General features: G+C 64.5%; 6 protein-coding genes. 4 read left to right on the forward strand and 2 right to left on the reverse strand.

Going from position 1 to position 13693, the window contains the following annotated elements:
- The first annotated feature begins 103 nt into the window (after positions 1 to 103).
- From sov to HNP98_RS03975, 3 genes are all read left to right on the forward strand, one after another.
- Positions 104 to 7690, forward strand: coding sequence for a T9SS outer membrane translocon Sov/SprA (gene sov, locus HNP98_RS03965; protein ID WP_173808757.1), 7587 nt, complete (start codon positions 104 to 106; stop codon positions 7688 to 7690).
- Between the two features lie 182 nt (positions 7691 to 7872).
- Positions 7873 to 8253 carry a glycine cleavage system protein GcvH gene (gcvH, locus tag HNP98_RS03970; RefSeq protein WP_173808758.1) on the forward strand — a complete coding sequence of 127 codons (381 nt, stop codon included), beginning with the start codon at positions 7873 to 7875 and terminating at the stop codon, positions 8251 to 8253.
- Between the two features lie 14 nt (positions 8254 to 8267).
- Positions 8268 to 8684, forward strand: a complete 417-nt coding sequence (locus HNP98_RS03975) for a VanZ family protein (protein WP_317171041.1) — start codon at positions 8268 to 8270, stop codon at positions 8682 to 8684.
- Between the two features lie 112 nt (positions 8685 to 8796).
- On the opposite strand, the gene HNP98_RS03980 is transcribed toward HNP98_RS03975, so the two are convergent.
- Positions 8797 to 9312, reverse strand: coding sequence for a hypothetical protein (locus HNP98_RS03980; RefSeq protein ID WP_173808759.1), 516 nt, complete (start codon positions 9310 to 9312; stop codon positions 8797 to 8799).
- 387 nt (positions 9313 to 9699) lie between these two features.
- Positions 9700 to 10599 carry a YicC/YloC family endoribonuclease gene (locus HNP98_RS03985; protein WP_173808760.1) on the reverse strand — a complete coding sequence of 300 codons (900 nt, stop codon included), beginning with the start codon at positions 10597 to 10599 and terminating at the stop codon, positions 9700 to 9702.
- Positions 10600 to 10815: 216 nt separating this feature from the next.
- Here HNP98_RS03985 and HNP98_RS03990 point away from each other — a divergent pair, with 216 nt between their 5' ends.
- Positions 10816 to 13668, forward strand: coding sequence for a TonB-dependent receptor (locus tag HNP98_RS03990; RefSeq protein ID WP_173808761.1), 2853 nt, complete (start codon positions 10816 to 10818; stop codon positions 13666 to 13668).
- Positions 13669 to 13693 lie beyond the last annotated feature (25 nt).

Genomic DNA, 13693 nt, shown 5'->3' on the forward strand with positions numbered 1-13693 from the left:
CGGCGAGGTGCCCGGTGGATAATTACTCTCTTGCCCGTTCGGCGGCGGGGGCCGCTGCGGCGGCCGCTGGCCCGCCGCCCGTGGCCGCTCTCCAACTTTACCCTTGAAATTCGGCCGTAAATTACTCTCTCCGTCGGTGGTTGTGGTGGCGTCGTTGCTGGCGTGGTGGGCGCAGGCCGGCCCGCTGGTGCGGCACCCCGCCACGCCGTGGCCCCTGGGGGCCCGGCCGGCCCCGGCCGACACCGTGTACCGGCCCAGCCGCCGGCCCCGGGTGGCCCCGCACGACCGGCCGGGCAGCCCGTTTGGGCCGCAGCGGCGCTCGCCGCTGGTGCTGCCCCTGCCCCCCAACGTGCAGCTGAAGGTGGCCGTGGACGACAGCCTCAAAAACTTCGACGTGCAGGAGAAAGTGGGCCCGGACATCAACTACCGCGACCCGAGCCGGCTTACGTTCAAGGAATACGAAGAGTTTCAGCAGCGCGAGGCCATCCGCAACTACTACCGCGAGCGGGCCCGGGGCGGCGTGACGGGGCCGGCCGTGACGGCGGGCACGCCGCAGGCCCAGCGCCTGATTCCGAAGATTGACCTGGGGCCCGTGGGCGACCGGATTTTCGGGGGCCGCTACGTCGACATCCGCCCGTCGGGGGCCGTCACCATCAAGGCCGGGGCCAAGTTCAACACCAACGAAAACCCGGCCCTGACCCTGCGCCAGCAAAGCGTGGGCGACTTCATCTTCGACCAGAGCATGAACATCAACCTGACCGGGCAGGTCGGGACGAAGCTCAAGCTGGCCTTCAACTACGACACCAAGGCCTCGTTCGACTTCGACAACCAGATGAAGTTCGACTACTCGGGCCAGGAAACCGACATCCTGCGCAAGCTCGACCTGGGCAACGTGAGCCTGCCGCTGGGCAACTCGCTGGTGCAGGGCGGCCAAAACCTGTTCGGGGCCAAGGCCCAGATGCAGTTCGGGCGGCTGGGCGTGACGGCCGTGGCCGCCACCGTGCGCGGCACCGCCGACGAGGTGCGCGTGCAAAACGGGGCCCAGAGCCGGCAGTTCGAGCTGAAAGCCAGCCAGTACGAGAAAGACAAGCACTTTTTCCTGTCGCAGTTTTTCCGCGAGCGCTACGACGTGGCCCTGCGCACCCTGCCCACGGTGCAGAGCGGCGTGCAGGTGACGCAGCTGGAAGTGTACATCACCAACGACAACCGCACCACCGCCAGCCTGCGCAACGTGGTGGCCCTGATGGACCTGGCCGAGCCGGTGCGGGTGTACCAGCAGAAGTTCTTCAACGCCGGCCGCAACCCCAGCCAGCGCACGCCGGCCGCCAACAACGCCAACCTGGAGTACGGCCAGCTGGTGGCCGCCGCCGGCCAGTCGCGCAACGACCTCACCGTGGACTCTTACCTCGGCGGCACTCTGGGCCTGGCCAAAAACCTGGACTACGAGCGGGTGCGGGCCCGCAAGCTCGACCCCAACGAGTACACCTTCAACGCCGAGCTGGGCTACCTCTCGCTGAACGTGCCCCTGCTGCCCGACCAGGTGCTGGGCGTGGGCTACTCCTACACCTACAACGGCCAGACCTACAAGGTGGGCGAAATCTCGCAGGACTACACCGGCGTGGCCCCCGACCAGGTGGTGTTCCTCAAGCTGCTGCGGGCCAGCAACCCCGGCGTGGGCACGCTGCCCGCGGCCCGGCCCGACCCGCTGACGCCCCCCGGGCCCCCCACGCGCAACACGCCGACCTGGGACCTGATGATGAAAAACATCTACTCCCTGAACACCACCCAGCTCAACCGCGACAACTTCCAGTTCCAGATTATTTACAAGGACGACGTGACGGGCGTCGACTTGATTTCGCTCAAGGAAGGGTCCAAGATTCAGAACGTGCCCATCATCCAGGTGCTGGGCCTGGACCGGGTGAACCCCAACAACGACCGCAACCCCGACGGCAACTTCGACTTCCTGCCCGGCATCACCGTCAACCCCGAGCTGGGCCGCCTCATCTTCCCCAGCGTGCAGCCGTTCGGCGACTACCTGCGGGCGCAGTTCGACACCCTGAACGTGCCCAACGACCGGGTGTTGCTGCCCAAGTACGTGTACGAAGAGCTGTACAACCAAACCCAGAGCGACGCCCAGCAGCGCCAGGAAAAGGACAAGTTTTACCTGCGCGGGCGCTACCAGGGCACCACCACCGACGAGATTAACCTGCCCGGCATCGGGGTGGCGCAGGGCTCGGTGCGGGTGTTTTCGGGCTCGACGCTGCTCACCGAAGGCGTGGACTACCAGGTGTTCTACGACCAGGCGAAGGTGAAGGTGCTGAACCCGGCCTACCTGGCCTCGGCCAACGAGCTGCGGGTCACGTTCGAGAAAAACGCCTTGGTGCAGGTGCAGCCCCGCCGCCTGCTGGGGGCCCGCTTCGACTACAAGCTCGACAAGGACGTGACGCTGGGCGGCACGGCCCTGTACCTGCTCGAAAACCAGGCCCCGGGCATCAATCGGGTGAACATCGGCGACGAGCCGGCCAACAACAGCATCGTGGGCCTGGACGGCAGCTTCCGCCGCGACAGCCGGGTGCTTACCAAGCTGCTCGACCGGCTGCCGTTTTACTCCACCAAGGAGATTTCGACCATTGCCTTCAGCGGCGAGTTTGCCAAGCTGCTGCCGGGCCGCTCGCAGCTGGGCAGCGGCGAGAACGGGGTGAGCTACATCGACGACTTCGAGAACGCCCGCACGCCCTACACGCTGGGGGGCCTGACGGCCATTCCGGCCTGGCGGCTGGCCACCACGCCCTCCGCCATTTCCCGGGCCACCGACCTGAGCGTGAACTACCAGCGGGCCAAGCTGGCCTGGTACACCGTGGACCAGACCTACTACACCGGGGGCCCCAGCGTGCCGGCCAACATCGGCCTCACCGATTCTTCGCTGAGCAACCACTACACCCGGGGCATTCCGCGCAACGAGGTATTCCCGAACAAAGACCTGGGGGCCACGGGCAACGGCTATGAGTACACCTTCGACATGGCCTACTTCCCCGGCGAGCGGGGGCCCTACAACTACACGCCGAACATCGACGCCGATGGCCGGCACTTCGCAAGTAATTTCGGAGTCAATCTACCAGAAAACCGCTTCGGCGGCATTTCGCGGGCCATTACCTTCGATACGGACTTTGATAACGCTAACATCGAGTACCTGGAGTTTTGGCTATTGGACCCGTTTATTACCACCCGCAACGGCAGAATTAGCGACTCCGACCCCGACCTGCGCAACAAGCCCGTTAGCAACACCACCGGCGGCCGGCTGGTCATCAACCTGGGCAACGTGAGCGAGGACTTGCTGCGCGACAACAACCAGCACGAGTTCGAGAACGGCTTGCCCACGCCCGACCAGGCGGGCACGGCCGGCCTGGTGACGCCCACCATCTGGGGCCAGGTGGGCACGGCGCAGTTCCTGACCGATGCCTTTAGCGCCGCGCCGGGCGGGCGGGCGGCCCAGGACGTGGGCCTCGACGGCCTGAACGACGCGGCCGAGAGGGTGTTCCCGGGCTTTCCGGCCGGCTACGGGGCGTTTTCCGACCCCTCGGCCGACGACTTCCTCTACCACCTCGACCCGGTGTACGACCAGAACAACGTCAAGATTCTGGGCCGCTACAAAAACTACAACGGCTACGAAAACAACTCGCCCGAGGCCAGCCAGTTCACCTCCACGGCCTACCCCGACAAGGAAGACCTGAACCGCGACAACGTGATTCAGGACGTGGAGAGCTACCACGAGTACACCATTCCGCTGGGGCCCGCCACCAGCACCAACCCGCTGGCGGTGGGCCAGAACTACATCGTGGACAAGGTGACGACCCCGCCCATTACGGGCAGCAACGGTGAAACCGTGACCTGGTACCAGTTCCGCATTCCGGTGCGCCAGCCCACCCGCACAGTGGTGAACGGGGTGACCGATAACAGCGCAGTGGACCCGCTCGGCTACAAATCCGTGCGCTTCATTCGGATGTACATGACCGGCTGGCAGCAGCCGGCGGTGCTGCGCATGGTGCAGCCGCAGTTCGTGGCCAACCAGTGGCGGCGCTACAACTACCCCATTGCCCAGGCCCAGAGCAACCTGCCGGTGAACACCGTAACCGACGCCGACGCCTTCAGCGTTTCGACGGTGAGCATCGAAGAGAACGGCCCCACGCCGGGCAGCGCCTCCACGTCCGGGCCGGGCGGTACCCTTACTTCGGGGACCATTCCCTACGTGACGCCGCCCAACATCACGCGCGACACCGAGTACGGCAGCTCGGCCGTGGCCCGCATCCAAAACGAGCAAAGCCTGCGCCTGGTAGTGACGGGCCTACGCAAAGGCTACGCCAAGGCGGCCTACAAGAACCTGACCGTGAACATGCTGCGCTACAAACACCTGCGCATGTACCTGCACGGCGAAACCGACGATATCAACGGTACGCGCAGCGGCGAAGTACGGGCCTTCATCCGCATCGGCACCGACTACACCCAGAACTACTACGAGTACTCGCTGCCCCTCAAGCTGACGGACAGGGGTAAAACGCTCCAGGCCGACATCTGGCCCGACGTGAACAACATCGACTTGGCGTTTCAGGATTTTATCGATGCCAAGTCGAACCGCAACAAGCAGGTGCCGCTCAACCTGACTGTGCCCTTCACGGTTACGCTGGCCAACCAGGCCACTATTACAGTGGTGGGCAACCCCGACCTGTCGGCCGTGCAGGGCTGCATGATTGGGGTGTTGAACCCGGTTATGCCCGGCTCGGCCGACACCGGCAACAAGAACGTGACGCTGTGGGCCGACGAGCTGCGGGTGTTCGACTTCGAGCAGGACGCCGGCTTTGCCGCCAACGCCCGCCTGAACGTGAAGTTTGCCGACCTGGCCACCCTCACCGCCACCGGCAACTACACCAGCGTGGGCTTCGGCGGCTTGCAGGACAAGGCCCAGCAGCGCTCGCTCGACGACGTGGCCCGCGGCGACCTGAGCGCCACCATCGCCGCCGACAAGCTGCTGCCCGCCCAGCTGCACCTGCGCGTGCCGGTGCTGGTGCAGCTGGGGGCCGAGCGCCGCTCGCCCCAGTACGACCCCCTCGACCCCGACACCAAGCTGGCCCAGAGCCTGGAGAAATTCACGAGCGCCGACGCCCGGGCCGAGTACAGCAAGAAGGTGATTGACATGACCACCACCCGCAGCCTGGCCCTGCTGAACGTGCGCAAGGAGCGGGTAGTGGCCGCCCCGCCCGCCGGCGGCGGCCCCGCGGCCCCGCCCCGCCAGCCCAAGCCCTGGGACATTGAAAACGTGGCCCTGAGCTACTCCATTGCCGAGCGCCAGCACTCCGACGTGCGCACCTCCAGCGACTACACCCGCTCCTTTACGGCGGCGGCGGCCTACGCCTTCCAGACCACGCCCAAGAACTACCTGCCGTTTGCCAAGTTCAAGGCCTTCGACAACCCCTACCTGAAGTTTTTGCAGCAGGTGAACTTCACGCCGCTGCCCTCGCGCTTCGCCTTCCGCATCGACCTGGACCGGCGCTACAACGAGCGGTTTTTGCAGCGGGTGGTGAACCCCGGCGACGTGCCCACCACGTTCGGCATCCCGGGCGTGTACCAGAAGTCGTTCTACATCAACCGCATCTACGACCTGAGCTGGGCCCCGACCAAGGCCCTGACCATCGACTACACCGCCACCAACCGCGGCATCATCGACGAGGGCCAGGGCCGCGCCGTGGGCAGCAGCCAGGAGGCCATCAATAACCGCACGCTCATCAACCAGAACCTGCTGGCCGGGGGCCGCACCGTCAACTTCAACCAGACCATCGCCGCTACCTACCGCCTGCCGCTCGACAAGTTCCCGCTTACCGACTGGCTGAGCGCCGACGCCCGCTACGCGGCCCACTACACCTGGCAGGCGGCCTCCACGGCCCTGCGCCAGCCCCTGCACCCCAACTCCGTTGACCCCACCGACACCGCCACCGTGCCCCTGCGCTTGGGCAACACCATCCAGAACAACGCCGAGCTGAGCGCCAACGGCCGCATCGACCTGGTGAAGCTTTACAACAAGGTGAAGTTCCTGAACATCATCAACAACGCGCCGCCCCCGCCGCCGCGCCCCGCGCCGCCCCCGCCCGGGGCCGACGGCACCCGCCCCAAGCCCGAAACGGCCGCTCCCCGCGACACCACCCCCGTGCTGGTGCGGGCCGCCAAGGCCGTGCTGCGCTCGCTGATGACGGCCCGCTCGCTCAACTTCACCTACGCCCGCTCCAGCGGCACGCTGCTGCCCGGCTACCTGCCCGGCACCACGGCCTTCGGCCTGACCAACTTCCGGGGCCCGGGCATCATCGCCCCGGGCATCCCGTTCGTCATCGGCAAGCAGTACGACCTGCGCTACCTCTACGACTACGCCAACGTGAACGGCTGGTACACCGGCGACAGCGAGTACCTGAACACGCCCCTGAGCAGCCTGCTGACCGAAAACCTGGCGCTGCGCACTACCCTGGAGCCGTTCCGCGACTTCAACATCCAGCTCGACGCGCGGCGGGCGAAGGTGGAAAACAACGAGGCCTACTACCGCAACCAGCTCGACACGCTGACGCTCCAGCCGGTGCTCGACGGCCTCGGCCGCAAGATGCTGGCCCCCGTGCAGTCGCTGGGCTCGGGCTCGTTCAGCACCAGCACCATCACCATCAATACGCTCTTCAACGACCTGAGCGCCAACGGCGAAGTTTCCAAGGCCTTCAACTTGTTCGTGCTCAACCGGGGCCCCATCCAGCAACAGCTGCAAGCCGCGGCCAACCTCCAGAACCCGAACCTGGCGGGCAAGTACAGCTATAACTCGCAGGACGTGCTGATTCCGGCCTTTATCGATGCCTACCACGGGCGGACGTCGGACGGCTACCAGGCTCAGAAGTTCAACCTCTTCGACCAGCTGCCCATTCCCAACTGGAACGTGCAGTACAACGGGCTGTCGCAGCTGCCGCTCTTCCGCAACTACTTCTCCTCGTTCACCCTCAACCACGCCTACAACTCGACCTACAGCGTGGGCACCTACACCACCTCCACGCTCTACACCGACAACAACCTGGACTTCGCCAACCGCGTCAGCGCCACCGGGCAGTACATTCCGTACTACCTCATCGGGCAGGTGAGCATCGTGGAGCACCTGGCCCCGCTGATTGGCGTGAACTTCACGACCCTCAACAAGCTGACCGGCAACGTGGAGTACCGCACCGACCGCGCCCTGGCCCTGAACATCACCAACGCCCAGGTGACCGAGCTGCACACCACGGCCCTGGTAATAGGCTTTGGCTACTCGGCGGCGGGCCTCAAGCTGCCCTTCCGCTCGGGCGGCGAGCAGATAGTGTTGAAAAACAACCTCACCGCTCGCTTCAACCTGAGCATCAACGACAACATCACCATCCAGCGCAGCATCCTCAACTCGGTGGACCCGTCCGATGTCGTGGCCGGTGGCCCCTTGGCCAGCGTGGGCACGGCCACCAGCCAGATTGTGAACGGCTCGCGCACGTACCAGCTGCGGCCCACCATCGACTACTTGCTCAATACCCGCCTGAACTTCCAGTTCTACTTCACCCAAACCATCACTACGCCCCGCGTGAGCAACGCCTTCCGCAACGCCAACACCGAGGGCGGCTTCCAGCTGCGCTACAGTCTGACGCAGTAGGAGTTATGGGTTATGAGTTATGGGTTATGAGTTAGGAGCTGTTGCAATATTGAGCAGAAGCCCGGTGGGCTACGGCTGCCGGCTCTACTTTTGGGGGCCAGTTGGGAGCGCCGCGTTCTGGCAACCAGTGCCCGTTGCTGAAACTCATAACCCATAACTTCTAACTCATAACACAAAAAAAGATGACCCTGCCCACCACCCTCTACTACACCAAAGACCACGAATGGATTCGCGTGGAAGGCGACGTGGCCTACGTCGGCATCACCGACCACGCGCAGCGCGAGCTGGGCGACATCGTGTACGTTGACATCGATACCCTCGACCAGGACGTGGCCCAGCACGCCGTGTTCGGCACGGTGGAGGCCGTGAAAACGGTGTCCGACCTGTTCAGCCCCCTCACCGGCACCGTGCTGGAAGTGAACGCCAAGCTGGCCGACGCCCCCGAAACCGTGAACGCCGACCCCTACGGCGACGGCTGGATGGTGAAGCTGGCCATTGCCGACCCCGCCGAAATCGGGGGCCTGCTGTCGGCCGAGGCCTACGGCGAGCTGGTGGGGGCCTAACGCCGCGCTGCTTCGTGCCGAGTACCGCACCCCCGGGCCGCCGGCCCTACGCCGCGCTGCCCCTGTTCTGGACGGGCGTCATCCTGGTGCTCACCCTCACGCCGGCCGTCGACATGCCGGCCACCCCGGCCTGGAAGCTGCTTTCCTTCGACACGGCGGCCCACGCGGGCGTGTTTGCCGTGCTGGCGGCCCTGAGTTGGTTTTCGCTGCGGCGGCAGCGCCGCTGGCCGGCGCTGGCCCGGCGGGCCGGGGCCGTGGTGCTGGCCGGCTGCGTAGCCTTCGGGGCCCTCATCGAGGTGCTGCAATACGTGATGCACCAGGGCCGCCACGCCGAATGGTCCGACCTGCTCAGCGACAGCATCGGGGCGGTGCTGGTGCTGGCGCTGGCCGCCGGGCTGGCCCGCCGCCCGCCGCTGGCCCGCTGGGTGTAGCCGCCCGCGCCGGGGCCCGCCCAATCGGGCAGCCCGGCCCCCCGCAACCGCGCCTCAACGCAAAAGCCCCTCCGTTGCCGACGGAGGGGCTTTTTGCGTTCAGGCCGGCGGGTTATTTGCCGGCTTCGTTGTTGGCTTTTACCGAGAGCATGATTTGCTTGGCCACCGGCTCCCACTCGGGCTTCTGGCGGTCGGCGCAGTTGAAGGTGCAAATCATGAGCTTGCTCTGCACGTCGGTGAAAAACACTAGCGTGTACACCTCGTGGCCCATCTCGGGCTTCATGAACTCGAGGTAGCCCACCTTGTGGTTGTTGATGTTCTTGACGCCTTCGCCGAACCACTTGGCGTCCTTGTACTGCTTGTGGTAGGTTTTGGCAAACGTCGCGGCGTACACGTCCACCATGTCTTGGTCGGCGTCGTTGTCGGAGTAGTTGAAGGCCAGGCTCACCAGGTTGTTGTTGGTGAAGATGACGCTGGGGCGGCTCTGGGCCTTGGCGTAGGCGAAGTCCATCTGCTGCTCGCTCATCACCTCGAACCCTTTCGGGATGAGGATTTCGACCCGCTCGCTGAGCACGTGTTTTTTCACTAGCTCGATCTCGGATGCGGGCCGGGCGGCCGTCAGCAGCAAACCCAGAAGGCAGAGTAAAATTGTTGGTTTCATATAGACGGGCGAGTTCAAGTGAAGCTAAAATGGGGGTGAAGCGCGCTCAACTATGGGGGCTTCTTGTGGTAAAATTACAAATTCCTACCAAAGCAAAAAATTATTTTTGGCGCGCCTCCCGAGCGGTAAAGCCATGAGCAGTATTTGGCTTCACTATCATTGCAGGAGTAAATATGGCCCGTACGCACATATTTGGCCTATGTTGGTTGAGGGGCTAATAAAAAAGTTTAATAATAAATTGGTTAAGCAACAATAAATAATATATTGAACATACAATATTTATCTGGAATAGTGCAAATATATTTTTCACTTCATTGATTTTCCGGCTCTGGTTGGAAACCGGGCCGGGCGGGCCTACAGGATGTTGTTCAACTGCTCCTTTATTTTCTCCAATTCCTCTTTCATGCCCACCACCAGGTGCTGCACGGCGGCGTCGTTGGCCTTCGAGCCGATGGTGTTGATTTCGCGGCCCATCTCCTGGGCCAGGAAGGCCAGCTTTTTGCCCACGGCCTCGTCGGGCTGGTGGGCGGCCTGCTCGAAGTAGCTGAGGTGGGCGGCCAGGCGCACCTTCTCTTCGGCAATGTCGAGCTTCTCTATGTAGTAGAGCACTTCCTGCTCAAAGCGGGTGGGGTTGAACTGCTCGTGGTTGGTGAGCTCGGCCAGGTGGGCCTGCAGGCGCTGGCGCACGTGGGCGATGCGCTGGGGGTCGTGCTGCTCCACGGCGGCCAGCTGCTGCCGGATGGTGGCCACGTAGCCCAGAATCTCGGCGGTGAGCGTGGCCCCTTCGTCGCGGCGGAACTGCTGCATGGCGGCCAGGGCCTCGTGCAGCAGCGGCAGCAGCTCGGCCCAGGCCACGTCGTCGGCCGCGGGCTCGGCGTCGCGGGTTTCGGCGGGGCTGGGCACCACGCCGGGCAGGCGCAGGGCCGCCAGCAGGGTGGCCTCGCCGGTGGGCAGGCCCAGGCCCTGGGCCACGGCCGCCAGCTCGTGGTAGGCGGCCACGAGGGCCTCTTTATTAAGGACGGCGGCGGCGCGGGCCGCGGCGGGCCGCACGAAGTCGAGGCTCAGGTTGACCTTGCCGCGGAGCAGGGCCTTGGCCACGGCGTTGCGGATTTCCAGCTCGTGGGGCAGCAGGAAGCGCGGCAGGCGCAGGGTGAGGTCGAGGGTTTTGGAGTTGAGCGACTTCAGCTCGAGGGTGGCGGCGTAGGCGGCGGTTTCGCGGTGGGCCTGGCCGTAGCCGGTCATGGAAATAAGCATGGGAAGCGGGAGTGGCCACTGGCCATGATGCCGGCAGCGGTTTGGCTGCAAAGGAAAGGCATGCGTACTGGTCCGGCCTGGGCCGGGCCCAGCAGCTCCGCACTCACGGCTTGGCGGGGGCCGCGGCGATTGTTGCAGTCGAAAAAACCTGCATTAACACTTTAGAAATGATGAAGAAACGATGAGTTAATACAGCGCCGGTAATTTTGTCCCCATATGAGGGACAACTTTAAGCAACTCACCACCGTCGTTTTTCTGCTGCTTTTGAGCGTACAAACGGCGGTTTTTGCCCAGGGCACGGGCAGCATCAAGGGCACGTTCCGCGACGCCAGTACCCAGGAGGCCATCATCGGCGGCACCGTCCGGCTGGCCAATACGGCCATCGCCGGGCCCACCGACGCCGAGGGTCGCTTCTCCCTCGACAAAGTGCCGGTCGGCGAGTACTCCCTGATTGTCTCGTCGGTTTCCTACAAAACCACGACCATTCAAAAAGTAGCCGTCGTGGCCGGCAAGCCCACGGTCATCGATGGCAAACTGTCGGCCGATAACCAGCAGCTCACCGAGGTGGTGGTGAACGGGACGCGGCGCACCAACACCGAAATCTCAGTGATTTCGGAAATCAAGGCGGCCAGCGTCGTGGTTAGCGGCATTTCGTCCGAGCAGATCGTTAAAACCCAGGACCGCGACGCGGCCGAGGTGGTGCGCCGCATCCCGGGCGTAACCATCGTCGACAACCGCTTTATCCAGATTCGGGGCCTGAGCGACCGTTACAATACGGTGTGGCTCAACGACGTGACGGCCCCCAGCTCGGAAACCGACCGCAAGTCCTTCTCCTTCGACGTGGTGCCCAGCTCGCTCATCGACCGGGTGCTGGTGTTCAAAGACCCCTCCCCGGAGCTGCCCGGCGACTTTGCCGGGGGCCTGGTGAAGGTGTACCTGCGCAAGCCGGTCATCAACGAGCGCCTGCTGACGGTTAATTACTCGGCGGGCTTCCGCGACGGCACCACCGGCTCCAGCTTCTTCACCGACAAGCCCCAGCAGGGCGACGCCTTCGGCTTCGGGGCCACCCGGCGCGACCTGCCCAACGGCATGCCGCCCCTCAGCACGGCCTACCAGCAGTACGAGCGCGACTTCTACGCCAAGCAGCTCAACAACACCTTCGGCCTTTACAAGACGACGGCCATGCCCGACATCCGCTTCAACGCGGCCTACATGGACCAAATCAAAATCAAGGGCCTCACCGTCGGCAGCATCACGTCGGTCAACTACACCAACACCTACACCCGCTACCACGTCGAGCGCAACCTGTTCGACGGCAGCGGCGCGCTCACCGACAACTTCAAGGACGACCAATCGACCCAGAACGTGCGCCTGGGGGCCATCCAGAACTTCAGCCTCGTGCTGCCCGGCGGCGACAAGCTGGAATTCCGCAACCTGTTCAACCAGCAGTCGCGCAACCAGGTGGTCACCCGCCAGGGCTTCGACAACACCGGCGAGCAGGTCCGCAACAGCTACCTGCTGGGCTACCAGGGGCGTACCACCTACTCCGGCCAGCTGGCCGGCGACCATTCCTTCAACCAGGAAAAAACCCACTTCGACTGGGTGGCGGGCTACGGCTACTCGGCCCGCAACGAGCCGGATCTGCGCCGCGTCTCTTACGGCGTGAGCCCCGGTGCCAACGGTGGGGCCCCGGTGCAAACCGTGCTCACGCCGGGCCCCGGGCAGGCCGATGTGAACAATGCCGGCCGGCTCTACCAGAAGCTCAACGAGAACAGCTTTACCCTTAACGCCAACCTCAAGCACAAGGCGGTGGTGGCCGGGCGCACGGTGGACGTGGCCGCCGGCACTTACCTCGAGTACCGCAAGCGCAGCTTCCGGGCCCGCGCCTTCGGCTACTCGCTCAACAGCGGGGCCGAGCAAAACCTGCTGCACGAGAACGTGGGCAACATCTTCGCCCCGGCCAACATCGGCCCCGGCGGCTTCCGGGTGGACGAGGACATCAACTCGACTTACCTCTACGATGCCTCCAACGAGCTGGAGGCCGGCTACCTCTCGTTCAATATCCCGTTCACCGACAAGTTCAAGCTCCTCACCGGGGCCCGCTACGAGCGCAACGTGCAGCGCATCAGCACCGGCCTGAACGGGGTGCCGGTGGCGCTGAACGCGCCGACCAACTTCGTGCTGCCCTCGGCCAACCTGACCTACAACTTCAACGACCGCAACCTGCTGCGCGCCTCGTACGGCCGCAGCCTGAACCGGCCGGAGTTCCGCGAGGCCGCCCCGTTCTTCTACTACGATTTTGACTTTAACGTGCTCAACTACGGCTCGTTGTACCTCAACCCCACCACGCCGCTCAAGGTGGCCACCATCGACAACTTCGACCTGCGCTACGAGCTGTACCCGTCGGCGGGCGAGCTGGTGCACATCGGGGCTTTCTACAAGCACTTCACCAACCCCATCGAGAACGTGGTGGTGCTGACCACCAACCTGGCCTACACGTTCACCAACGCCCCGAGCGCCTACGTGTACGGGGTGGAGGTGGACGTGAAGAAGAGCCTGAACTTCCTCGACGAGGCCTTTGGTACCTCGGGGCTGAAGAACTTCTCGCTCGTGGCCAACGCCTCGCTCATCAAAAGCCAGGTAAGCCTGGGCGACAACGTGGCCGCCTGGGACAACAAGCGCGCCCTCCAGGGCCAGTCGCCCTACGTCGTCAACGGCGGCCTCTACTTCCAGACGCCGGACAATTCGTGGCAGGTGACGGCCCTCTACAACGTGTTCGGGCCCCGCATCCTGTTTGCCGGCAGCGACCAGTACCCCGACGTGGTGGAGCGGCCCCGCCAGACGGTGGACCTCTCCCTCACCAAGGCCGTGGGCCCGCGCCTCTCCTTCAACGCCGGCGTGCAGGACCTGTTCAACCAGCCGGTGAACCTGGTGCAGGACTACAACCGCGACAAAAAATACACCACCAGCGACCAGTCGCTGGCCAACTACCGCCGCGGCACCTACTACACAGCGGGCCTGCGCTTCACGCTGCAACCCCGCGCGGCGGCCACCACGCCGCTGCCTTAGCCTGCATACCCGCCTCCGCGCCAAC

This window comes from Hymenobacter caeli (assembly GCF_013294115.1).
Lineage (GTDB): Bacteria > Bacteroidota > Bacteroidia > Cytophagales > Hymenobacteraceae > Hymenobacter > Hymenobacter caeli.